General features: G+C 75.4%; 1 protein-coding gene (only partly in view). It reads right to left on the bottom strand.

Going from position 1 to position 26,553, the window contains the following annotated elements; all coding sequences use genetic code 11:
* Positions 1-26,553, bottom strand: partial view of a hypothetical protein gene (locus Pdca_RS10870; RefSeq protein WP_125911357.1) — the 5' portion only. It extends 1,338 nt beyond the left edge of the window; 26,553 of the gene's 27,891 nt are visible here — the first part of the coding sequence; it begins with the start codon at positions 26,551-26,553; the stop codon falls past the left edge of the window.

Here is a 26,553-nt window from a genome sequence, read left to right as displayed (position 1 = left end):
TCCGGGCGGGGCGGCGGTCACCGCCGAGGGAGCGGTGCCCGCCGTGCGCCGCACCCGGTGCAGCGTCACCTCCGTCACCAGGGCGGCGATCCCGACCAGCGCGGCCGCGGCGAACGGACCGGTCACCACCGTGCCGAGCACCGTCCCGCCCACGACCGCGGCCAGTACGGCTCCGGCCGCGGGCACGACCGGAACCCGCGCGATCCGCACCGGGGCCGCCTCCGCCGTCCGGACCGCCTCCGCGGTCTCCACCCACCGGACCGCCTCCGCGGTCTCCACCCACCGGACCGCCTCCGCGGTCGACGCCACCACGACGGTCAGCGCCGAGGCCACGACCGCTCCGGCCCACAGCGGAAGATCCCCTCCCGTGACCACCTCGTGCACGACACCCGGGCCCCGGCCGACCAGCATCGACACCGACCCGAAGAGCACCAGGCCGACCACCGTCCGTACGTCCGGGAGCCACGACCGCACGAGCACACCGGCGCGCACACGCAGCAGGTCGACCGGGCGGAGCGGGCGTTCCCAGCCGCGGAACCGGTAGGAGAGCGCCCACGCCGCGCCGAGCACCGGTCCCGCCGCGGTTCCCAGCACCTGTGGCCACGACACCCCGGCGGCCCACGCCGCCACCGATCCCGCCGTCGAGGCCGGCACGCCCACCGCCGACGCCCCGATGGCGGTCATCGCCGACGACAGCACCCACGACAGCACCCACGACAGCGCTGACGAGAGCTCCGACAACAGCGCCGCATCGCCGCCGAGGCCGAGTGCCGTCACCGGGCCGAGCACCGCTGTGACACCGACGACGGCACCGAGCAGGGTACCGACCGTTGCCCGCCCGGCGTCGGCTCCCGGTCCGGCCCGGCCGTCCTCCTCCGTCCGGCTCGCGGGGCCGGCCACCTCGCCGTACCGGTCGGCGGCGGACGCGGTGGACCGCATCACGACCACCCCACGGCCGGCAGGTCCGCCGCCGTGGTGTGCCTCGGCCAGCCGGGCCACGGCCGCTGCGAGCAGCGGTGCGGGTAGCGCCCGCGCCGGGCCGTAGGGGTCGGTGGACAGGTGTATGCCGACGAGGCGGTCACCGTGCAACACCGGGCCACCGGAGTCACCGGGACCGGTCGGCACCCCCGGCCCGGTCCCCCGCCAGGGCCCGACCCGGATCCGGCGCTGCCCACCCCAACGGCCGACCTGCAGGACCGGGGTGTGCTCGGCCGGCGCGACGGCGGCGGGGACCACGATCTCCGGTCCGTCACCGGGGCCGTGCAGGTCGGCCAGGCCGGGCACGACCAGCAGGGCCACGTCGACGGTGCCGCGGTAGCCGACGCCCTCGAGTCCGGAGAGGCCGGCCGCCCGCAGCAGGGCCGGGGCCTGCTCGGGCCGCAGCGAGTACACCCGGGTGACCGGCAGTCCCGGCCCGCTCTCCCCGGTCACGCGCAGATCGGGGAAGGGGCGCGACGTGCCCTCGGCCAGGTGCAACGCGGTCAGGACTAGTTCGGGACCGATCCGCACCCCGGAGCCCCGGGCCGCCACGTTGACCACCCGGACCTCGGCGCCGACCCGCTCGGCGGCGCCGGGGGCCGGGTCCGTGGCCGGCCCGGCGTACGCGTTGTCGAGGCGGTGCCGGCCGTCGCGGTCGCGACGCAGCACGAACTCCATCCCGGCCTGCGTCGCGGCCCGGGTGCCGGGCAGCGGCCGGGAGTGCACGAGGTAGAGATCTTCGGTGACCCGTCGGGGAGCGCCGTGGACGCCGTCGGCCCACCCGGTCGCCACCAGGGGCAGCACCGGTGTGGGGTGCACCGGGCCGTCCCAGTCCGGCGGAGCCGCCCAGCCGGCGTTGACCGCGCCGAGCCGCTCCAGCGCCGTCACCGCCCGGCCACCGGCACGCTTCGACGACGCCATACCGACGATCTCCAGGCCGGGTCCGCCCGGTCGGTCGACGACGAGTTCCAGCCGGCCCCCGCGGACCCGAGGAACGAACCCGGCACGCACGACAGCCGGGTCGAGCTCCCACACCCAGCGGCCGTCGGTACCCAGCCACGGGTGCCTGCGGACGATCCCCGCCAGCCAGAGCACATCGACTCCGAGCAGCCCCACCAGCTCGACGGCCTCGGCCACACCGCGGCGCCTGTCGAGGATCTCCTCGACGACCCGCCCGGCCAGGACCCGCCCGTACGCGTCCCGGTCGTCCGGCAGCGGCCCGGACGGTGCGGTCCCGTCCCAGCCGGCCAGCGCACCCCGCAGCCACCGGTCCCGCCGCCCGGCGGGTATCCCGGCCGCGACGTCGGCGTCGATCGCCAGCAGGGTCGACGACCGCACCCATCCCAGTCCCTCGGTCATCGTGATGCTCCGGGAGCGCCCGGCCACCACGGCCCGCCCGTCGAGCCCGTCGAGCAGCACCATGCGCCACAACTCGACCGGGAGCTCGGTGCGCGACAGCCCCGCCCAGGCCGCCAGCTCCGCGCGCCCGAACCGGGCCAGGACCGGTGACCCGGCCAGCGCCGCGACGACCGCCTCGCTGAACGGGCCGTGGGGCACCGGCCCGTCCTCGGTCACCAGCTGTCCGTGCGCGCGCAGCCCCAGCTCCGTACGCCGGTAGCCGCCCAGCAGATCCGGCTCGTGTCCGTGCGGCGCACCCACCGGTGCGGCCCTGCGCCTGCGGGCGTCCTCGAAATGCCGAAGCAGCTCCGCCGCGTGCGCACCGTCCTGGGCGCGGCGGCGGCCACGGGCCCGGTCGGTGCCGTAGGCCAGCGCCGCATGCACCCACAGCGTCGACAACGAACCGTCACGCAGGTATCCGGAGATCTCGGCCAGCCGTGCCCTGGTCAGCACGATCTCGCCGTCCCACACCGCCAGGACCAACCGGTCCACCAGCTCCAGTCGCGCGGCACCCCGCAGGCTCTGCGGTGCCTGCTGTGTCTGCTGTGTCTGCTGTGTCTGCTGTGTTGTCAGTGCCAGCAGCAGTGTCGCGTCGTCGACCACCCGCACCGGCGCCCCGCCCGGCCGCACGGGCAACGCCCCCGACTCCAGCCGCGGCGCGTGCACCACACCCACCGCCAGCGCCGCCTGCAACGACAGCTGCCCCGCGACGTCGTCGTCGCCCGGCCCGCCGGGAAGCACCAGCCGATCCGCCGGATCGGTCGGGTCGCGGGGCAGCGCTCCCAGCACACCGGTGGCGGCCAGGCCGGCGGCGCCCCACATCGCGAACCCGGCCCCCGACGCCGCCGCGGCGCCGGCCGCGACCGCCGGTGCCGCCGCCACCAGCAGCGCGGCGGCCGCGCCCCCCAGCACGACCGCGGCGCGAGCGATCCAGCGGCCGGGACCGGCCCGCAGCACACCGGCCCGCAGCACACCGGCCGCGGCGCCGTCCGGGACCGCGGCACCGGTGAGACGGGCGATCGTGTGCGGCCCCAGTCCCGCCCTGGCCGCGGCCACGAGCAGCCGCCGCTGCTGCTCCTGCGCCGCGACGAGCCGGGAGCCGGCGGCCTCCTGGGCGTGGCGCGCCTGCTCACCCAGCCGCCACACCGCGTCGGAGATCGCCTCGGCCAGCTCCGCGGCGGTGTGACCGGGCCGGGCGAGCACCCGGATGACCTCGACCGGAAGCACCACGCCACCGGGCACCGGCCCGGCCGGTGCGTCCCGGACGGTGTCGGCCGGGCCGGGCAGGCGCGCAACCAGCACCGCCTCCGCCGCCGACGGTGACAATCCCGCCTCGACCAGCCGCCATCCCAGCCCCGGCACCCATCCGCGGGCCGGCGCCTGCGCCGCCGACACCGTCGCGGCCCCGGCCACCGCGGCGCGTGCATCGTCGAGAACCGTTCCGGTCCGGATCCACCGCGTCCGGAGCCACACCCGCGCCCGGTGCCGGCGCAGCAGCGGCCCCGGGACGGCTCCCCGCGCGAGCGCACGGACCACGTCCCGCACGCCCGCCCACCGGTGGGCCCGCCCGGTCACCGGTGGAGCCCGAGGCCCACCCGCACCGCCCCGGCGCCACATCCCGGCGATCACCACCGCCGTGAACGCCCCGGCCAGCACGATGAGCACCGGCAGATCCCCGGCCAGATACAGGGCCCCGTAGAGCGCGACCGAGCCTGCGCCGGCGACGCCGACCGCCCTGGCCACCCGCGGCGACGGGACGTAGCCGGTGGACCGGGACGCCCGCCACGACGTCCACAGCGTGTGCATCGCCTGCCCGCCGAACCCGGCGAAGGTCGCCACCACGGGCCAGAACAGTGGCCCCTCCGGCACCGTGCCGGGCTGGGTGAACGCCGCGAACACCATCACCGGGATCGCCGCGACCATCGTCGCGGCCCCCACCAGGTCGGCGCGGGCCAGCGCGCGCTCCCAGCCCGCCCCGGCACCGCGCGGCCGGCTCCCGTCGTCCCACAGGTCGGTCGCGGTCCGGCTCAACGAGGTCACGATGGTGACGCTGACCAGCGCGAACATGCCGGAGATCGTCCGGTCCACGCCCGTGCGGGCCAGGTCGAGCGCTCCGTGGACCTGCTGGGGAAGGTTCACCGTCACCGTCGCCGCGATCAACATCGCACGCGCCGTCGCCGCTCGCCGCTGCTGCGACAGCCACGACTCGAACGCGTAGAAGGTCCCGCGGATCTGAAACGCGGCCAGTCCCGCGGCAGCCGGCAGCGTCTGGATCAGCGTCCCGCCGGTCCCGAGCAGCACCCCGGAACCCCCGGCCGTCCAGACCAGCCCGGTGGTCGTGGCGCCCGCCCACGTCGCAAGCCGTCTCCAGAGCCGCGCCCCGGTGACGACCCGATCCCGGGCCACCGTCGCCCACCACTGCGGGGTCCACTCCAGCGGCCAGCGCTCCCACAGCCCGGCCGTCGCCGGACCGGCCCCGAGCACCGGCCGGAGACCCGTTCCGACCGCGAGGTGCTCCAGCACCACCACCGACAGCACCCGAGCACTCCCGGCCCCGCGCGACAGCCGCCCCGGGGCAGCCTCCACGGCCCTGCCCGCCGCAGCAACGCCCGCCGTGCCGGCCCTGCCCGCCGCGCCGACGAAGGCGCCGACCACCCTGCCCGCCGCTGTACCGGCGACAGTGCCGACCGCCGTGCCGACCGCGGTACGGATCGTGGCCGCCGCGGCGCGGGCTGAGCCCTGGACGCTCCGGGCGAGCCGGGTGAGTCGGGCGAGCACGCCGGGGGGCACCATCAGCACCCCGGCCAGCGCCGTGGCGGGCACCGCACCTGCGCTGACGCCGGCCGCGACGGCGCCCGCGACCAGGACCCCGCCGGTGACGAGCACCGTCGTCGTCCACCGGCTCCGGGGACGGTCCGGGCCGGAGCGGGCCACCCGTTCCGCCGGTGCCGTGGCCGACGCCGGTGCCGCACCGCCCGTCGTGGGCTGCTCAGCCGCACCGGGCCGCAGTCCCTGCCGCAGCAGCTCGCGCTGCCCGCGGGTCCAGGACACCCCGGCCCGGTCGGCCAGCCGGGAGACCAGCTGCCGCCCGGTCATGCCGGTCGGACGGCGAACGCCATCGAACACCCAGCCCGCCTCGGCCGGGGACAGCGCACCGTCCCCGAGGGCCCGCACCAGGTCGGCACGGACCCGCACCGGGACTCCCCCGGCTCGCAGCCGGTCGAGCCCGCCCGCGAATCGCCAGGGCGTCGTCGCGGCCCGCGGGAGCCCGGTGAGCGCGTCGGCCAGCACCTGCAGCGGCACCCCGGCGGCGTGCAGCCGGTCCAGCTCACCGACCAGCACCGACACCGGGTGCCCCTCGGCCCGCAGCCCGATGATCACCGAGGCCAGCACCTCGGCCGGGCTCCCCGCGCCCCCGGCGGTCCGGTACAGGCCGATGAGCATCCCGGCCGGGACGCCCGCCAGACGCAGAACCTCCAACGGCTCCAGGGCTTCCCGGCCGCCCGGTGCGGCACGCGACACCCCACCGGGGGCGCGCCCGGGTGCGGTGACCGGGCGAGCACCCGCCTGCGCACCGGGCAGGTGCCCGCCCGCCACCGCGGCCGGATGCGCAGCGTGGGCTCCGCGCCCGGAACCCAAGTCCGGCAGGTCGGCGGGCCCGCTGCGGCCGCCCGCGGCGGCGCGCACCGGTGGCTGCCACCCGGACTCCCGTCCCGGGACGAGACCGAACCCACCGGTCGTGCTGCGCACGGTGAACCAGGTCCCGGGCTGCAGCGGGTCCGGCACGTCGCTCGAACGGATCCGGGCCAACGCCTCGCGCAGCGCCTCGCGGTCCCCGCGCGACCAGCGCAGCCCGTGCCGGTCGGCCAGCCCGGTCACGGCCTGCCGGGCGCTCGCCCGGCCGGGACGCGGCGCACCGTCGAACAGCCAGGCCGCCACGGACGGCGCGAGTGCGCCGCCCGCCCGGAGCCGGACGAGATCGACCAGGACCCGCTCCGAGACACCGGCCGCCCACAGGTTCCGGACGCCATCGCCCAGCTCACGCACCGCCGGGTGGCCCCCGGCGTGCTCGCGCAGCGCGGCGAGCACCCGGGCGGGCAGCCCGTCCGCACGCAGGGCGGCCAGCAGCGCCTCGGCCTCGGCACCGGCCCGCTGCGGGCGGGGCTGCACACGCTCCCGCGAACGATCCCGGTGCGGACCCGCAGGCGATGTGCGGACCGGGCCGCTGGCGCCGGCCGCGGGGTCGAGCGCGCTCGGCGGGCCGCGGATCCGCCTGCTGCGCCAGGTGTCGAGCTTCGAGAGGGCCACGTTCAGCACGAGCAGCGCCGCGCCTCCGGCCAGGACCTCGGCGCCGTGCGCGGGCAACAGGTGCACCAGCCCGTAGCCGAACAGCCCGAGACCGAGCCCGACGTTGGCACCCGCGCCGAAGCGGGGTGCGGGCCTGCCGAGGTCGAGCTCGATGGTGGCGCCCAGCTGGGTCAGGTAGAGCGCCGACCCGGCGATCAGCAGCCCGGGCAGCACGGCCACACCGCCGCCGAGGACGACCAGCACCCCACCGGCCGCGGCCAGCGGCATGGCCCCCAGGTGTACCGCCTTGCGCAGGAACGGATGCTGGCTGACGTCGACCCCGGCCCAGCCCCACGCCATCGCCGGCAACGCCTGGACCAGGAAGAACCCGGTCACCCCGACGAACACCCAGCTCGTCGCGGCGGCCAGCAGCGTGCTCGCGGCCAGCGCCGCGGGGACCAGGTAGCCGACGTTGAGCAGGTAGGTGAGGGCCTGCAGGGTGTTGAGGACCTTGCCCTGCAGGCCGGCGGCCGGGCCGAGGCCCTGCAGCGAGGGCGCCTGCACGCCCAGCGCGACGCTGGCCTTGTCGATGTACTGGGAGAACACCGTCAACGCCAGCTGCCGGCGGCTCTGCGCGGACTCGGTCAGCCTGGTGTGCCACAACCTGGTCGCCGCGTGCTCGAAGTCGTTCGTCACCCGCTCGAAGGCGGCCCACTGCTCGTCGGTGACCAGCCGGTCCAGCGCGGCGTACTTGCGCATCACCCCGGTCAGCACCCGGATCGTGTCCGGATAGGACTGGCTGCGCTCCATGATCGATTCCATGAGCACGCGCAGCAGCTGGATGTAGAGACCACGATGGGTGGTCATGACCCCGCGCAGTGACGTCGCCGCATAGTGCAGCGGTGCGGGCACCGAGAACAGCACCGCCCAGCCCCAGCCCAGCCCCGCACCGGCCACCGCCGCGGCGAGCCCGGTCAGCACCAGGCCCGCGCGCAGCGTCGTCCGCCTGGCCAACGCCGCGCGACCGCGGTCGTCCTGAACCTGCTCCAGCTCCGTCCGCTGGACCTGGTCGAGGACCCACGTCCGGCCGCCGGGGTCGAGGAGCGCGCGACCCGCCTCGTGGGCGGCCACCAACGCCTCGACCTGGTAGGGCAGGCCGGCATCGTCGACCAGGCCGAGCTCGGCGGTGTCGCTCGCCCGGGCCAGACCGCTGCGCCGCCGCTGCGCCGCCTTCGCCTGCGCCCTGTCGGAGGCGATCCTCGTCCGCTGCACCTGCAGCGCATGGCGCAGCAGCTGCCACCGCAGCCGCTTCCCGCCGGCGACCGGCGGGGTGACCGCGTTGTACCAGCCGACCGCCTCACGCGCCTGACGCCCGGCCGCGCCCTCGGCCTCCCACCAGCGTCCCGGATCGGGCAGGCCCGCCTCGCGCCGCGCCCCCGTGATCGGGCCGGGCTGCTCCAGCGCGTACCGCCGCATCCACTGCTCGACCAGGGCATTGCGGGCCGGGCTCAGCGCCGCCGCCCGCCAGCGCGCGAACTCCGGGTCGCGGTTCTGGGCGTATGCCCACCGCCACACGTCGGCCTGCGCGGCCAGCAGGCGTCGCTCCAGGTTCGCGTGCCGCACGTCGTGATAGGCCTCGACGCCGACCTCGGAGCGGATCAGCCGGAAGATCGGCTCCATGTCCTTGGCCCACCGGGAGTACTGGGCCAGGCTCTGCGCGAACACCGCGTCCGAGCCGCCGTGCAGCCGCCGGTGGTGCGCCCCCACCAGCTCGACGAAGCGGCCGGTGACGGTGCTCTCCGTCAGCAGGTGCCGGACCAGGTCGTTCCACGAGATGTCGAAGTCGACGTGGGCGAACCGCGGGTCCCGCAGCACCCCGTCGATCACACCGAGGTGCTCCGTCGTCATCGTCGTGTACTTGCCCACCCCCAGGTGCGCCAGCGTGATCCGGGCCTTCGGGTACTCGGCCAGCAGGTTCAGCAGCGGCATCCCGAAGCGCTCGTCCGGGGCCGCCTCCCCCATCCGCGCGTTCGACAGGATCCGGGCCAGCCCGAAGTCGTTGTGCAGCACCACCAGGAAGCCGAGCTCCTCGGCGGCGGCGAGCAGCTCACGCAGGTGCGGGTTGTAGATGTCGAGAGCACGCTGCCGGTCGGCCGGGAGCAGCCCGTCCGAGGCCCGGCGCTGACCGGCCGCGACCAGCCCGGTGCGGATGTCGTCGACGTGGGCCACCAGCGTCTGCACCAGGTGGGCCGCGACCCGGCGGGGATCGGACCGGTCCCCGGCCAGGACCTCCACCAGGCCCGCGGGCAGGACGGCCGCGACCTCTGCGCGGTCCGGGCCCTGCAGTGCGCTCCGCAGCAGCCCCGCCGCGGTGACCAGCCGCTCGACCTGCGCCATCCACTCCGGGTTGATCGTCCAGATCCCCTGCTGCGACAGCATCGTGCGGACGATCTCCTTGGCGATCGTCGTCTCCCCGATCATCGTGACCTCGTCGGGGTTGAGCGCCGCCAGCAGCCGCAGGTAGTTCTGCGCACCCGGGATGTCCATCCGGGCGCCCACCGAGCCCATCACCGCCCGCCACCGCAGGTTCGGGGGGAGGGAGCGCACCGCGTCGAGCAGCAGGACGTCCTGCAGCTGGCCCGCCATCTGCAGCATCGGCGCGTGGTAGAGCAGGGCCGGCCCCAGCGCAGCCTGCACCGCGTAGTAGTTGGTCGCACCGGCCGGAGCGAAGCCCTTGCCCCGCTGCGGGATCGCGTGGAAGGTGATCACGCCCTGGATTCCGGCGGCGACCAGGGCGTTCAGCAGGGACTCGACCTGGCCCTGCACTCCGCGAGCCGCGTCGTAGGCGATCGGGTGGTAGTGCCCGTCGGCCATGTCGAACATCGCCAGCCGCTCCGAGCCGATCAGCGCCGTCAGCTCGCCGTCGACGGCGACGCCGATCAGCTCGCCGCCACCGGCGTAGTAGTCGTCCAGCCAGGTCCGCGACACCAGGCGTCCGTCCGGAAGCAGCAGCGGCAGGTCCGCCGACCCCCGCGCCCAGACCGCCACGGTCTTCTCCCGCACGGCGTCGACCCGGCGCAGCCGCAGGGTCGGATCCGGCTCCCAGCGCCCCACGATCTGGGCGACCCGGTCGGATGCCGACTCCGTGCCGTACACCGCACGGGCGATGATCCGGTGCGGTAGCCCACCCGCGGCCGCCGCCGTGACGGCCGGGCGCAGCGCGGTGTCCCAGGCGATCCGGGCATCGTCACGAGTCCTCGTCGCCCGTCGCAGCTGCCGGTTCGCGGCGTCCAGCCCATCCGTCGCCGGGGCGTGACCGGCATCGGCCATCGCCCACAGCCCACCTGCGGCCGCCTCGAACGCGTCGAGTGCGACGGTGCGCTCCGCCAGGGATGCGGCCAGCTCCGTCTCGGCACGCTGCCAGGCGTTCCACCGCTCCCGGTGCGTGTCCCGCTCAGTGCGCAGCACCCGCCCCGCACCACGCAGCCCGGCAAGGCCCAGCCCTGGTGGGCCGCGGATCGGATCGGCCGAGCGGTTCCGCCGGCCGGGGCCGTCCTGCGCCGGACCGGGCTGCACGTCTCCCGCATCGGAGCCGGCCTGCGGCACGCCGGGCCCGCCACCGGCCGGCTCCGGAGCGGGCGCGCCCCGGGCGACCGCGCGGGCCTCGGCCACCGTCCATCCCGTCAGTACCGCCGCAGCGGCAGCCGGGACGCCCAGGGCGCTCGCAGCCCGCACCGCGAGCTCCAGCTCGCCGCGATGGGTCCGCACCGCGCCCGGCCACGCGGCCCGCAACCGGTCGCGTTCCTGCACCGCACGCGCCCGGGTGGCACGCAGCTCCACCAGCCGCCGCTCGACCAGCTCCAGGTCCCGGGTGAAGCTGCGGTGCCGGTCCGGGGCGTAGCCCAGCGCGCGGGGGCTGTCGGCGAACACTCCGGAGCCCGTGCCCGCGCCCTCGGCGACGGCATCCACCCACACCCGCGACACGTGGATCCCCCGGTCGGCCAGTGCCCCGACGATCCGGTCGCGGTGTGCCTCGGTGCGCAGCGCCTCCGGTCCCCGCAGCGCGGCCTCGGCCGGGTTCAGCAGCCACTGCACCGACTGCCCGAGCAGCACCTCGAACTCCCGGGTGTAGAACCGGGCGTCGTCATCGGCGGCGGCGACCGCCGACCGCGCCCGTTCCAGCTCGGCCCGCGAGTGCTCGACGACCTGCCGCAGCCGGTCGGCGACCGGGACCGACGTCGAGAGGACCCGCGCCCACGGCACCGCCACGGTGACCGCGGCGACCACCGTCGCCCAGGGCAGGGCGCCGGTCGGCAGGTTCTGCCACCACGTCAGCCCCTGCTCCACCGACGGCGTCGCGACGGCGGGTGTCGTCGCTGCCGAGTGGGCCGGGGCAGCCTGCATCCCCACGAGCGCTGTGAGCGCGCCGCCCAGCACGATCGCGCCGCGCAGCACGGCGGCGTTCCGCGACGACCCGCGGGCCCCACCACGGTCCTCGGCGAATGCCGGCGTGCGCAGGACGTCGACGGCCTGCTCCACCGTGGCCGCGTCCCAGTCGACGCCGTGTCGCCCGGCCCACGCCGCCACCCGCATCCGGGCCCGGTCGAGGTCGTCGCCACGGGCGCCGCGCACCAGGGCACGCAGCTGCGCGCCGAGCCGGCGCGCCTGCGCCGGATCGGACCAGGCCGGCCGCAGCGTCAGGTCCGTCACCCACGCCGGAGGGGCACCCGTCGTCACCGGGAACACACCCCACAACCGGTGCACGAACGACGACGCCGCAGTGGCCGATCCGGCCCGGCCACGCCGGTGCGTCGCAGACTGCCGGTGCAGCACCACGCTCTGATACCAGCGCGACCGCAGCTCCGCGCGGCGGTCCCGTGCCTGCGCCGATGCCTCGCTCACCTCGGCCAGCGACGCCGCGACCGACTCCGCCACCGCCCGCGCCCGGTCCGCCTCGCGCCCGGCCTGCTCGGCGAGCTCGATCTGCCGGCGCGCATCGGGCTCGCGGCTCCAGCTCACGTGCCGGCCGCGGTGGGCCTCCGGCCGGGAGAGCCTGCTGTGCAGCGGCGCCACCAGCGCCTGCAACCGCTGGTACCGCGACCGGAGCTCGCCGGCCCGGACCGCCCGGCGGTCCCGGTCGGCCGCCAGCCTGTCACCCAGCTGCTCCAGCGCCGCGACCTGCGGGTCGAGCCGATACGACTCGGCCCACCAGGCCACCAGCTGCTGCTGCTGCGCACGCGAGAGCCAGGTCGGCGTCGCCGCCACCACGGGCCGGGCGTCCCGATCCCGGGCGGCGGCCTCCCGGGCCTGCTCCAGCCGATCCGACACCGCCACCGACACCGCCGACGGCGCCTGCCCGGTCCGGTACCCGGCGTAGGCGTCCGCGGACTCCAGCACGTCACGCTGCAGGGCGGAGAGCTCCTGCTCCTGCGCGGCGCGTGCACGCATCCCCTCCGCGGCAGCCCGCAACCGCTCGGCCTCGATCCGTGCGGTCACCGCCCGCGCAGGGGAGGTCGTGACCAGCTCGGCCACGGCCGACGCCTCTTCTGCCCGCCGCTGCGCTTCCGTGGCCGAACGTCGCAGCTCGAGCGCCCGCGCGCGGTGATCCTCCATCCGCTGCCGCACGGCATCGGCCCGGGAACGCCATCCCGAACGGTCGGCCTCCCGCGCCGCCGCCGCCTCTGCGGTCAGCGCCTCCAGCCGACGGCGCAGCTCGGTCTCGGTCCCGGCCCAGTTCTCGATCAGCTCCATCGCCACCGCGGCCTGATCACGCTGGAACGGCTCCGCCAGTGCCACACCGCCGAAACCGGCCAGCATCTCGCGGGCACCGCCCGCATGGCCGTCGCGGTGCAGCTGCAGAGCTCGCTGCACCACGTCGGCCGCCACACCGCGCGTCTGCGGGCCGGTCAGCACCGACAACGACGGCGGCGCCGGCAGGTCGCCGCGCCGGGACGCCTCGGTCAGCTCGGCCCAGTCGCGCGCCTGCTCGGGCGTGAGTACCGCCCGCGGCGCGAAGGAGCCGCTGTGCAAGGCCGTCGCCGTCGCGCCCAGCAGCGCCGCCTCCCGATCGGCCGACCAGCCCGCGCGCAGCCCGTGCTGTGCGGCGAACCACCGCACCCGCCCGACCGCGCTCGCCTGCGACGCCGGGTTCAGCCCCGACGAACCCACGTACAGGTGCGCCAGATCGGCCAGGCTCGTCGAACCGGCCCGCATCCGCGACGCGACCGTGTCACGGACGTGCCCGGCGGGCAGCCCCCGCAGCAGCTGCTCACCGACCACCGCCTGCCGGGTCTCGGCACGCTGCTGCGCGTGGGCCCGGTAGAGATCGCCGATGTGATCATCGTGGCGACCACGCGAGGACTCCGCGAGCGGAGCCGTGAGCGCCAACGCCTCGGCGACCGCGCCGTGCACACCGCTGCGCGGCCTCGTCCGCCCCCCGGACGAGCCCTCTTCGACCCGCCGCTGCTCCATCGGACGCAACGCAATGGTCGGTGGCTCGGCGGCCGTACGCACCGGGTCGTCGTCACCGGCCGTGGTGGCCTGCCCGGGCCCGGCCGGAACCACCGGCGGCTTCCCGGTGGCGCCCTCGCCGGGCCCGCCGGCGCGTGCTCCCCCGGGCAGCACGGTCGCGGCGTCGCTGTTCGCGGGCGCGGCGCGGCCCGGTCCGGTGCCACCCACCGGCGCCCGCTCACCGGCACCGGACGTCCCGGCGCCCGGTGCTGCCCCCTGCCCGCTCCCAGCGGGCTTGGGCTGGGCACCGGCCGTCGCCGGTCCACCCGTGGCCTCGGCGGCCGCGACGCTGCGCGACCCCGGCATCTCCACGGCGCGGACCACCCCGGTCGGAGCCATCGCACCCGTCGGGGCGGCCTGCGGCCCGCCGACGGTCAGCGCCAGTGCCAGGCGCCCTGCCTGGAGCCTGCGATACGCCCAGCTCACCGGCTGCCGGGTCCACCCGAACCTCGTGCCGAACCGCTGCGCCGGGGTGAACCGGTACGGCGCCTTCGACCCCGCCGCACCGTTCGTCCTGCCCGAGACGCCGGCATGCGGCGCGCCACTCGGGCGCCACCCCGTCTCACCGGTTCGCGGCGACGGGCTCGTCGAGTTCCTGCCCTGGATCAGGGCCGGTGTCCTCGGCCCGGAGGTGTTCACCGGCCGGGGCCCACCGGGCGCCGGCCGGAAACCCGACCCGGCGGGCTTCATCGCCGGAACGGACCCGGGCAGACCACGGCCGGCATCGACCGAGTTCGGCCGGGCACCGCCGAGGCCCTTGCCCCAGCCCCCGACCTTGACCGGGATGGTCAGGTCACCACTGCGGAGCGTCCCCTCGGCCCCCACGGCAGGGGTGCGCGGTCCGGTCGGCGCCGGAGCCTCGGGCAGCGAGCCCCCGGCGGGCCGTCCTGGCGCGGTGCGACGGGCCGCCAACGCCGCCCCCGCCCGCGACATCGCGAAGGGCATGCCGAGCATGGACCACGACAACACGGTGTCACCCCACGCCCTGGCCTTCCGACCGGTCGAGTACCGGTCGTCGGTGGTGATCGCCCAGGTCTGTCGGGTCTGGTCGGCCGCGGCCACCCCGAAGACGGTCATGCCGCCCCGGAAGCCGACGGTGGCAGGCGTGGACGAAACCACTCCTGTTCCCCGGTTGCCGATGGCCATCGCTCGTGGCCCGAGCTTCGACGCGATCGCTCCCCCTCCGATCAGGCCGGAGCCGGCGAGCTGGAACCACGCCGACCGTGCGACCGGAGAACCGAGGCCGAGGCTCTGCTCGTGCAGGCGACGTTCGATGAGGGTGTGGCCGGCGTCGCCGATGCTGTAGGCGAGCGTCCCGTAGAGGACCACCGCGCCGACCGCCGCGGTGCCGCCGGTGCCGACCGTCACGGCGGCTGCGCCCGCCACCGTCGCCCCCATGAGGACGTAGCCCCTGGACTTCTCCCAGGTGCTGTAGTTGCGGCCCTTCGCGGTCGTGAGCTCCGACCCCGCCGGATCGGCCCAGTCCGTCGTGGTGAGGATCCGGCTGCTGTCGTCGTAGATGTCGTTGTGGTCGAGGAAGTCCTCACGGCTGTCGTAGACGCCGCCGTCGCGGTCGACGTAGCGCCGGTCGGCACCCTGTCCGGTCGCATAGACCGGGTCACCTTCGTAGACCTTGCCGTCCTCGCCCTCCACCATGATCCGGATCCGGTACGCCTCGGAGCCGACCTTCTCGCGGGCCGCCGAGGGGATCTCGTCGAGCTCGTCCCCGGTCAGCTTCTGCTGCTCCCGGTAGGGGGCCAGGAACGTCTCGAGGCCTTGCGCCGCGACCTCGGCGCGGCGATCCGGGACCGAGCGACCGAGCGCGGCGTTCCCATCGATGAGTGCCCGCTTCATGCGGTCGTCCACGGCGTCGACCAGCGGCCGCTGTTCCACCGAACGAGTGGCCAGGTACACGTCGGGACGACCGCTGGAGGGCAGCGCGAGATCTCCCAGGTGGCTGAACCGGGGCCGGGAGCCGTGGTCGCGGGCGATCGTGTCGTAGGTGTTTCCGATCGTGCGGTCCAGCGGTTCGAGGTGCTTCTCCGCGATCTCCTGCTGGACGGGGTCGCCGGAGGCGAGCATGTCCGCATGCAGATCGGAGACCTCGACCTGCAGGTCGTCCCACTGCTGCAGGCGCGGCTTCAGGTTCCCGATCCCGTCGACCGCAGCCCGATCGTGGGCACGCAACGTGTCCCTGTCGGCCAGCCGCTCGCCGCCGAGCCCGCGCGTGACCTTCTGGGTCTCGTCGATCCGGGACCGCACTTCCCCGATCGCGTGCACCTCCTCATCGAGGGCCTTCTCCCGGCGATCGAAGGCGGCGATCTCCGACGGGGAGGAGCCTCCTGCCTTGTTGCGCGCCGTGATGTCGCGGTTCAGGTCGGCTTCGGCCTCCGCCAGCGCCTTCTCCCGTGGGATCAGCGTCATCCCCGCGATCCGGGCCCCGGCCGCCCGGTCGCGCTGGGCGGGGGTCGGCGTCCGGATCGGGTCGCCTCCCGCGTCCAGCCCGAGTCCGGCCAGGCCCTCGGCGGAGGTGGGCAGACCCGGCTTCCTGCCGATGGTGCTCTCGTCGTGGCTCATCGTGCCGCGCGGATACATCCCGCTGATCCCGTCGATGAGCCGACGCTCACGGTCCATCGCGGCGTCGTGCTTCGCGGCCTTGTCGATCGTCTTCAGGTGCGGAGCGATCTCGCTGCGGGACATGCCGTTCGCGCGTGCCTCGGAGAGCGCCTCGATGGCCTTCTTCAGCCCGGGCACCTGCTCGTCCATCGCGTCGGCGCGAGTCTGCAGCGAGCTGAGGGTGCGACCGACCTCCAGGATCGCGCTGCTCTCCTGCTTGTCGGTGAGGGCAGGAAGCTGCTCCTGGTACTCCCGGTACCTCTGCGGGTCCTCCTTCTTCAACTCGTCCAGCGCCGGCAGGTCCAGCGGAGGCAGTGGATCCCCCGGCTGGACGTCGTCGCGCCCGAGGTGCTCGGCGAGCGCCCGGTCGACGCCGGTGTCCTGTGCGGGACGCGTGTAGTCGGGATCGAGGCCCGGCATCCAGCTCGGGTCCGGGTCGGCGATCCAGCCCAGCTCCTTCAGATCGGCCGAGGCCACGCACTGCTGCTTGCTCGCCCGGCAGCCGAATCCGGTGTTGGTCTCGATCGTCACGCCGTCGTCGTTCTTCCGGCGGACCGGGTGCAGCAGGTAGCCCTCGCCCTTCAGGAACCGGCCGTCGGCAAGTCTGCTGTGGCAACCCTCCCCGCGGCAGACGGTGCCGCCCCCGGGCCCGTAGTCCATGCCGATCTCGCAGCCGCCCCTGATCGAGCAGCGAGCCGAGTTGCCGTAGGGGTCCACCCAGCCGGACTCGGCCTCCGGGTCCGTCCCGGCGTACATGTTGTGGCCGATGCTGAACTGGGCCGTGTCGTCCGAGGTCTGGCCCTTGCGGACCAGCAGCGGTTCGCTGATCGTGCAGTTCGCACATGCCCCGGGCTGCGCCGCCCAGGTCGGCCGGGTGTGGTCGCAGTCGCCCACGCACTCGGCGGAGCCACCGTTTCCGTCCCCGTCCGGGGTGACGACGCTCAACCGGTCCTGCGCCCCGATCAGCCGGGACTGGGCGATGTTGTAGTGGCCCTCCAGGGCGGCCGCTTCGGCCGGGTCCACGTCCAGCGTCGCGATGCGGGCACCGCGGGTCTGCTCGAAGCGGAAGCCCTCGTGCAGGGAGATGCTGCCCGAGTCGCCCTCGGCGATGCGGTACGAACCCGACGAACCGTCCGCTCCCCGGGTCCGGATGCGGGTGATCTCGTCGCCGCGCCCGACCGCGGCCCTCCCGTCGGCCGTGACGACGTCACCCTCGGCCGAGGTGAAGACGCCCGCACCCTGGAAGTCGATCTGTCCCGGACTTCCGTCCCGGCCGCGGTCGATGATCTCGGCCCAGTCACCCTTCGCGTCCAGCTCGTCGGCGCCGGGCTTGCCCGTGATGTTCCTGTCCGAACCACCGGAGCGGGTGCACGGTCCCTCGCACCGGGTCCGGGCGCCCTGCCCGGACGGGCCGGCCATCCGGAACGTGCTCGGCGGGGCGGCGGCGTCACCCGTCCCGTGGAAAACGGTCGTCTTCCCGGTGCGCCCGTCGACGGTCCGCCCCGTGCCCTCGACCCAGCCGCTGGTGTTCCCCTTCCGGTCGGTGTTGAGTCCGGCCCCGCCGCTGCCGGCGGCCTCGTGGACCCCGCTGCCGCTCTTGCCGCCGTCGGTGCGACCGCCGGTGACCGGAACGGAGACGTGGTGCGGGTTGTCGCGGTCGGGGTCGTACCCGGCGACCGGGTGGTCCTCGGCGTTCGTGTCGCTGTCCGGGTCGCCGGTGGTGAGCTCCGCACCCGCCTTGCACGGGGTCGGGCAGGTCGTGCTCCGGCCCTTGTCACCGGCTTCCTTGACGCCGAGCAGGATGTCGCCGTTCTCGTCCTTGTAGGAGACGGCGCCTTCCTCGTCCTTGCCGAGGTCCTCGAAGTCGACGATGTCCCCGTCGCTGTTGACGACCTTCCCGGGCGGGAGCTCCTTCCCCGGTGCGTTCCTGCTCTCCTTCTTGCTCTCCTCGACGCGCGGCCGGACCAGTTGCGGGGCCGTCACGACGAATGCGCTGGGGCCGCCGGCGAGCGCGGTGAACCGGTCCACGTCGCCGTAGGCCTGCGCACCGCCGCTGCCCCCCGGGCCCGCGACCGCCCAGGCGACGACGCCACAGCCCGCGCCGGTGCTGACGCAGCGGCCGGCCCCGGCCGCCGTCCAGTACCCGCCGGGGGCGTCGTAGCTGGCGGGGGTCTCGGCCGTGCGGTCACTGGTCGCGGCCTGGGCCTCGCCGTAGCGGCTGCAGGAGGCGGGGTTCGAGCAGCCCAGCTGAGTACCTGCGTCGACCGAACCGTCGGGGTTCTCGACCACGTAGGCGTGGGCGGAGACCCACCCTCCGGAGCTGCCACGCCCGGACAGGCCGCCGGAGTCCGATGCCCGCGCGTGAGCCCACGAGGTGCCCGGTCCCCGAGCCGGGTCGCCCGCGACGTCCGATGCCGAGACGCTCCAGTGGCCGCTGCAGGCGGTCCCCGCCGAGCCGGCGCAGGAGATGGCGGCGTCGGCGTAGTTGCCGGTGCCTGCGGCGCTCGCCGAGACCATCGTCCATCCGGAACCGGTGGCCCCGGATCCGTGCCCGCGCACCCGGGCCTCGGCGCCCGGCGCCGACGCGCTGCCGCTCGCGGAGTAGCGGTAGCTGCAGCCCGAGCCCGGGCTGCCCGCGCACTCCGCACCTGCCGTCGCCGTATCCGGCGCTGCCTGCGCGAACGCCGCGGTGGCACACCAGCCGCCACCGGAGCCGGCCGAGGTACCACAGCGGGCTGACGCATCGGCCCGATGTCCCGCCACAGCATCCGACGCCGACGACGACGCCGAGTACGAGTGCCGGCAGCCGGAGCCCGTCGAGCCCGCACACTCGGCACCTGCCGTCGCCGCACCCGGCGCTGCCTGCGCGAACGCCGCGGTGGCACACCATCCGCCACCCGAACCGGCCGAAGCACCACAGCGGGCTGACGCATCGGCCCGATGTCCCGCCACAGCATCCGACGCCGACGACGACGCCGAGTACGAGTGCCGGCAGGTGGAGCCCGTCGTGCCGGCGCACGAGGCCGACACCTGTGCGGCACCGGGCGCGGCGCCGGCCTGCCCGCTGCTGCGGCAGGCACCGTCACCGCCGGCCACGCACGACGAGCTCGTGCGGGCACGGTTCGGCCCGTCGACGGCGACGGCCCGGGTGCGGGTGCGGCAACCGTCCCCACTGCACTCGGCCATCAGCTCCGCGTTGTCCGCCGCGGCGGCACCACCGGTCGCGGCCTGGCAGCCGGACCCGGTGCATCGGGCGTTCGCCACACCGTGCGCGATCCCCGGTGCGGCGCGGACGGTCCCGGCGCGGCTGTCCGCGGCGAGCGTGCCGGGGTCGTCGGTGGACACGGTGATACTCCGCGCGTCGACCGGACAGTCCCCGGCGCCGGACTCGCACGCTCCGGACGCGGACGCGGTCGTCGTGCCCATCGGTGTCGCCCCGCCGGCGAGCCCGACCGAGCCACCGGAGCCGACCACCGCCCGGCAGTCCCGCGCGCCGGCGGCGCAGGTGGTCGAGGACGTCGCGAGGCTGACCGCGGCCGCGTCGCCCGAGGTGTCGGGCACCGTGATCGCGTCGACGGCCTCCTGCGCCTGCCGGGCCTGCGCGGCGGCGAGGCGAGCGGCGGCCCGGTCGGTGGCACGTCCCGACGCGTCGGCGGTCTTCTTCGCCTGCTCGGCCTTCGTCTGCGCGGCACGGGCGGTGCGGTCGGCGGCGGCCAGCTCCTGGCCGGCCCGGGCCGCGCCGATCGCGGCGGCCGCGTCCCCACCCGGTACCGACGCCGAGGCGGTGTCGGCGGCGGCATCGGCGCGGCAGGAGACGTCGGGGCAGTCCACCATCGCCGAGGCGTCGGTGCTGCCGGACAGGGTCTCGCGCGCCACCGGGTCGGTCGTCGCCGACGCACCTGCCTGCACCGCGCATCCGGTCTCGCCGGGTGTGCAGGTGGCGCGGGAGCGGGAGTCCGACGCCGCGGCCCCGTCCGGGGTGGCGGTCCGGGAGTGGGCACCGACGGTGGCGGTGCACCCGGCGCCGGCGCATTCACCGGTCGCGGCGGACTCGCTCAGGGCGGCCGGGGCGTTCGTCACCCGTGCCCGGGCGAGCTTCTCGGCGGCGGTGGCCGAGGTGTCGGCCGCGGTCGCCTGCCGGGTCGCGGTCGCGGCGGCCTCGTCCGCGGTCGTCCGCGCGGTGACGGCCTCGCGGCGTTCCCGGGCGCTCGCGCCGGGGTCGTCGGCGATCCGGCGGGCGTGCTCGGTGGCGGCCTGTGCGTCGTCGTCGGCCTGTCGTGCCCGGTCCTGGGCGGTGTCGGCGGCCTCGCGGGCCTGCTGCGCGGCGTCACGTCGCTGCAGGACGATCACGTCCGCGACGACCTGCCCGCTGCCCGCGGTGGAGGTGCTGGTACCCCGGCACGCGGGGCCGGATGTGGTGCAGGTGCTGTTCGAGGAGCTCTGGTCGGCCGGGGGGCCGCGCGCGCCCTGCGTGTCGACCGCGCGGCCCGGGTCCTCGGTGCCCGACGCCGCGCTGCGCACGGTGCCACGGCAGCCGCCCGCGTTCCCGGCGCAGTCGAGGGTGGCCGAGGCGTTCGTCCACGCCGAGGCACCCGACACGCTCGGCGACACGTTCGCGCCCGCCCCCGGCGAGCCCGCCGGCGGCACCGCGGGCGGCTGCTCCTGCCCCTGCCCGGCGCCACGCTCCCCGGCGGGACCCTGCTCGCTCTGGCTGCTGCTCTGACTGTTGCGGACGACGGCGTTGGTGCTGGACTGCCCCTCGACCAGCGGCGCGATCACCGACGCGTCCGGGCCCGCCGAACCACCCGAGTTCGACAACGCGCGGCAGCCGTCGGCGGCGCCGTCGCAGGAGCCGCTGCCGTGCGAGCCACGGCCGCGATCACCGTCGGAGCCCGAGGCGGCGCTGCGGACGGTGCCGTCGCACACGGTGCCGGGGGCGCACTCCAGGGCCGCACCGGACGCCGACGCCGCCGACGCGCCGGCCCGCTGCGCCGCGGGGGTCTGCGACGGGTCCTCGGACAGGCTGCGCGCCGCACCCGGACCGGTCGAGGCGACCGAGATCGTCTGCGGGGCACAGCCGCCACCGGTACCCGAGCACGACGCCCGGCCGTTGGTGGTCTTCAGCGCGCCCGTGGCCGGGTCGTGGCTGGTCGCGGTGCTGGTCGCGGTCCCGGAGCACGGCGTGCCGGGTGCGCACTCCACCCGCGCCGACGACGTCGAGACCGCCGACGGACCGCTGCCCGCCTGCTGCCCGGGCAGGGTGTGCTCCGGCGCGGTCGAGCCCTGCGAACGGGTCTCGGCGCCGCAGCCGCCACCGGTCACGGTGCAGGTGGCACCGCCGGTGCTGGTCTTCGCCCGTCCGTCGTCGACACTCGCGTCGGCGGCGCCGACCTTGCTGGTGACCGCGCCCGAGCAGGTCCGGTCGCCGGTGGCGCAGTCGGCCGAGCCGGTCGCATCCGCGGAGCTGACCAGCTGCGCGGTGATGACGCCGGGCAGCACCCGCATGCCGGTCTGCGCGACCGAGTTCTGGGTGCACTCGCCGCCGGTGGTCGTGCACGACGCCGATCCGGTCGCGGTCTTCGTCGTCGCGGCCGTGATCCGGCCGGTCTGCGGGTCGGTCACCCGGTCCCCGGCGCCGGCGCTGCGGGTCGAGGACGTCCCCTTCCCGGTGCAGCCCTGCGTACCGGCCGTGCAGTCCACACTCGACGACGCCCGGCTCACCGTGTCGGCGCCGTCGGTGCCGACAGTGGTGATGCCGTTCTGCTGCGGGGTCGTCGCGTCCGAGGAGCTGCCGGCGGTGCAGCGGCCCGCGTCGACGGTGCAGTCCGCGGTACCCGACGTCGTCCGGCTCACCGGCGCGCTGCTCGCCGTGGTCTCGGTCTTGTTCTTGGTCTCGGTCTTGTTCTTGGTCTCGGTCTTGTTCTTGGTCTCGGTCTTGTTCTTGGTCTCGGTCTTGTTCTTGGTCGCCGGGTCGGCCTCGGTCGTGACCGGGCGCTCACCGGCGGCCTTCGTGGTGGCACGCCCGGTGCCGGTGCAGTCCTCCCGGCCGGTGCAGTCGATCACCGCGTCGGCCTGGCTGCGGCCGGGGCGGTCCGTACCGGTCGCACCGAACCACCCCTGGCCGACGGCCGGCTCGCCCGGCAGCGACGCGCTGCGTGCCTGGCAGCCGCCACCGGTGATCTCACAGCGGGCGGAGCCCTCGGTGGATCCCGTCACCGGCGCGTCAGCCGCCGCCTTCGTGGTGGCCGCCTTCCTCGCTGCCTCCGCCGACGCCGCCTCCGTGGTGGCCGCCTTCGCCGACGCGGCCTTCGTGGTGGCTGCCTCGGTGGCGGCGGGGGTGGTCTCGACGTGGCCGTCGGTGTCGACGACCGCCCGGCCGCTGCATCCCTGCTCGGCGGCGCACTGCACCGCGCCCTCGGCGCGGGCCGGGGTCCAGGCGTCTCCCGGCGACGCGGTGACCCGCAGCCCACAACCCTGCTCGTCGGCGGTGCAACGCGCCGACGCCGACGCCGAACGCTCCGTCTCGCTGCCCCGGTCCGTGCCGGTCGCCGCACGGTCCGCGGCCTGCTCCGCCGACACCTGCCCTGCGCAACCGTCACCGGTGCAGGTCGCCGTCGCCCCGCGGGCGTCCACGGTGGAACCGAGCCGGCAGTCGCCGTCCGCGATGTCGCAGGCGGCGTTCGCCGCGGTCTTCGCGGTCTCGGCCTCGTCGTGGGCGGCTCGGGTGGCACAACGCGGGTCGGACCCGGCGAGGGTGCAGGACGCCGAGACCTCGTACTCCCCCGCACCGGCGGTGACCCCGCAGGACGAGACGCCGCGCAGTGCGCGGCAGTCCCGCACGTCATCGGTGTCTCCTCCGGCACGGAGGTGCTGCGCGGTGTCCGGATCACGGTCGGCGCCACGGTCGCCCTCGCGGCCACGACCGACCCCGGAGTCACGGTCACCGTCGCGGTCGGCGCCGGAGTCGCGGGCACCGTCGCGGTCCGCGCCGGCGTCACGGGCACCGTCGCGGTCCGCGCCGGCGTCACGGGCACCGTCGCGGTCGGCACCGGAGTCGCGCTCGGCACCGGTGCCCGAGCCGGCGTTCGCGCCGGAGCCGGAGCTGCCGGGGGCGAGCTCGCCTGCGGCGCGGGCGGCACACGATCCGAACGCCCCGCTGGTCGTGCATCCCGCGGCGGTGTCGCCGTCGAGATCCACCCCGGTGTCGTGACCGGTCGCCTCGGCCAGACGGTCGGTGTCGTCGTAGACCTCGCGAGCCCGCTCGTCACGGGCGGCCTCGGCCTCGTCGAGGCGGGCCTGGCTCAGGGTGCCGTCCGTCACCTGCTTGCGCTGGGCGGCGAGCTTCTTGTCCGTGGAGCTGAGCTCACGGTGTCCCTCGACCACGTCGTCGACCAGGGCGGCGCGCTCGGGCGAGAGCATCGCGGCGTCGTCGTCGACCCGCTGCTCCAGCCGGCGCTGCTCGGCCTCGGCCTCGGTGTAGGTTGCCTTCTTCGCGTCCCCGGAGGAGACCTTCTTCTTCGTCGCCGCGAGATCCTTGCGGCCCTGCTCGACATCCAGCCGGCCGTCGAGCACACGCTCGGTCTGCTCGGGGGAATCGTCGACGTACCGGCCATCGGGGAACCAGCCCCGGAACGGAGGACCACGGCTGTCGCGCGTCAGCTCGTCACGACCGTCCCGCGAGTCCCCGTCGCCGCAGCCGTGGCCGGCACAGCCCAGCCCGGCACGGGCCCGGGGGGACTCCCCGAGCAGGTCGGTCGCGGGGCCGTCGACACCGGAGTCGTCGCGATCCGAACCCGGCGACACCCGGTCGGGCTCCTCGTTCCGCTGCGCGAGCAGCGCATCGGGCACCCGGTGATGACCGGACTGCTCCCGCGCGCCCTCCGGCCGGTCACCGAGGTTCGCCGACAGGATCCGCTCCGCCAGCCGCAGCCCGGCGTCCACCGCACCCTGCGCGATATCGATCACCGCGTCGGCCGCCGCGGCCCCGTGCCGCTCGGCCACCGCGCCGGCCCGCTCGAACGCCTGGTCCGCTGCCGCGCGGGCCTGCGCCAGCCCTTCCCGGATCGCGCGCACCGACTCATCGGTGCTCGCTCCGGAGCGGTCGGCGTCGCCGTGGGCGTTCTGGACCGCGCCGCGCACGAGCTCACGCTGCTCGCCGTACTCGCCGGAGCCCCTGCCGTCACGCCCGGCCCGGTCGCCCTCTCGCTCGACCCGGTCACCGTCGGCGTTCCGGTACCGATCGGCCCGGTCGCCGTTCCGGTCCCGGTCGGCCCGGCCCCGGTCGGCCCGGCCCCGCTCGGCTCGGTCCCAGTCGGCCCGGTCCCAGTCGGCCCGGTCCCAGTCGGCCCGGCCCCAGTCCCGGTCGGACCAGCCACGGTCGGACGCCTCGGACCAGTCACGGCCGGTCCGGCCAGAGCCGTCCCCTCCGCGGTCTGCCCGGTCGACTGCGTGGCGGACACGATCCGCCCGGTCGACGGCGTCCCGGAGGTGGAACCACTGCGCACCGTCCAGATCGAGCACCGAGGACATGGCACGACCGGCGTGCCGTTCGATCGCCCACTCCCACCGGGAAGCGTCGAACCCGGCCGCACGCAGTTCCTTCAGAATCCGCTCACCTGCTGAGCGGTTACCGGCGTCGGACACACCGGCGGTGTGCCCGTCAGCCGTGCTCTCGTCGAGGGCCCGCTGGATCCGGGCCTCCGCGTGCCGCCCGACACCGTCGAGCACCGCCGCGACACCGTCGGCCGTGTGCGGCCCGCGGTCGAGGATCGCGCGCTGGACCGCTGCGGTCAGCTCGGTCTCCAGCCGCGTGCCGGCCATCGTCGCGCCCTCGGTCGCCCGCTCGACGCTCTTCTCGAGTCGGGCCACGGCCTCCTCCGACAGCCCTCCGGCGCGTGCACTCTCGATCAGCTCGGCTGTGTCCGGCGCCCGCTCCCGACCAGCCCGCACCGCGTCGCCGGTCGTCCGCTCGACGTCCTTCGCGAGCCGCGCCACGATGTCCGCGGAGATGCCCTCGGTCGTCACACCATCGATCAGCTCGCCCTTCGCGAGTTCCCGACCGGCCCGCACCGCATCCTCGACCGCCCGCTCGACGCCTCGCTCGATCCGCGCGATCGCGCCCTCGGGCAGCCCCGCTGCAGCGGTGCGGTCGATCAGTTCGGCGGCACGGTGCGTGGCAGCCCGCGTCGCCTCGTCAGCAGCGCGGGTCCACTCGTCGGCCCGGCCGTCACGGTCGAGCGCCGACTCCACGATCCGCCCGGTCAGCTCCAGCGCCCGCTTCGACGCGGCGCTCTGCTCGTCGTGCCCGCCGTGCTGCCGCTGTGCCGTGACAGCCCGCTCGACGCTCTGTGACACCTGCTGCGACGCGTGCTCCACCGACTTCCGCGCCTCGGCGGTGATCCGTCCGCCGTCCGCCACGCCGGCGGCACCCGCGGCATCGGAGGCACGCTCACGGTCTCCGCCGGAGACGCGCTCGATCACCCGCCGGAGCACCTCGTCGCGAAGCTCGGTGGCTCGGTCCCGGGTCGCCTCGGCCGAGTTCTTCTCGCCGGCAGCGCTCGCGTGCCGCGTCTCGTCGCGCTCGCCGGTCACCGTCACGCCGCCGGAGACCGCGCGCTCGGCATCCCGTCGAGCCTCGGCCAGCGCCTCCGCGGTGACCGAGTCGCCGGCCTTCAGTGCACTCGCGACCGCGTCGCGCACAGCAGTGGCCGTGGCGCCGTCGCTCCCGCCAGAGGTCTTCCGCTCGATCCGCTCGATCGTGTCAGCGGTCTTCTTCGCCGCCCGCTCCTGCTTCTCGGCGACCTTCTTCTCGATCCGATCGGTCTTGTCGGCGACCTTCTTCTCGACCCGATCGATCGTGTCAGCGACCTTCTTCTCCGACGTGCCGCCGGACCGCTTCTCCGACGTGCCGTCCGAGTTTCTGCCCGACTCACCGGCAGACTTCTTCCCGGACTCGCCGCCGGGCTTCTCGGCCGCCTTGCCGCCGGACTTCTTACCCGACTCGCCGCCGGGCTTCTTCGTCGACTTGCTGTCCGACTTCTTCTCGGCCTTGACGTCGGACGTGGTTGTCGACTTGCCGTCGGACCGCTTGTCCGAGTCGCCCGCCGAATTCTTCTCCGACTTGCCGGGCGACTTCTCACCGGACTCAGCGCCGGACTTCTTCGTCGACTTGCCGTCCGACTTCTTCTCGGCCTTGGCGTTCGACTTCTTGTCCGACTTGCCGCCGGCGTCACCGGACTTCTTGCCGGACCCGCCGTCCGAGTTTTTGTCCGACTTCGCACCGGGATCACCGGACTTCTTTCCGGTATCGCCGTCCGACTTCTTGCCCGATTCTTCGCCGGACTTGCCGGACTTCGTCGATTCGCCCGACTCCGCCGATTCGCCGTTCGGCTTCTCGTCAGACTTCTCGCCAGACTTTCCGTCCGACTTCTTGTCCGAACTGCTCTCCGACTTGCCGTCGGACTTCTTGTCGGACTTTCCGTCGGACTTCTTTTCCGACTCCGACTTGCCGGTCGACTTTTCATCGGACTTCTTCGAGTCCGACTTCTTGGCCGAGTCGCCGTCCGGCTTCTTCTCGTCACTCCCGGAGTCGCCGGAGTCCGATGCCAGCCGCTCGATCTCCACCGAACGAACGGGCTCCGCGGGAGCCAGCAGCCAGGCGGTCGCGACCCCACCCAGAACCACTGCCGCCACGAGGGTCGCACGCAGCACGATCGACAGCAGGACACCGAGGCGTCCCCTGCCGATCATGTCCGTGCGACCCAT

Origin of the sequence: Pseudonocardia autotrophica, from assembly GCF_003945385.1 — a bacterium.
GTDB lineage: Bacteria > Actinomycetota > Actinomycetes > Mycobacteriales > Pseudonocardiaceae > Pseudonocardia > Pseudonocardia autotrophica.
This window is presented reverse-complemented; position numbering and strand designations above follow the sequence as displayed.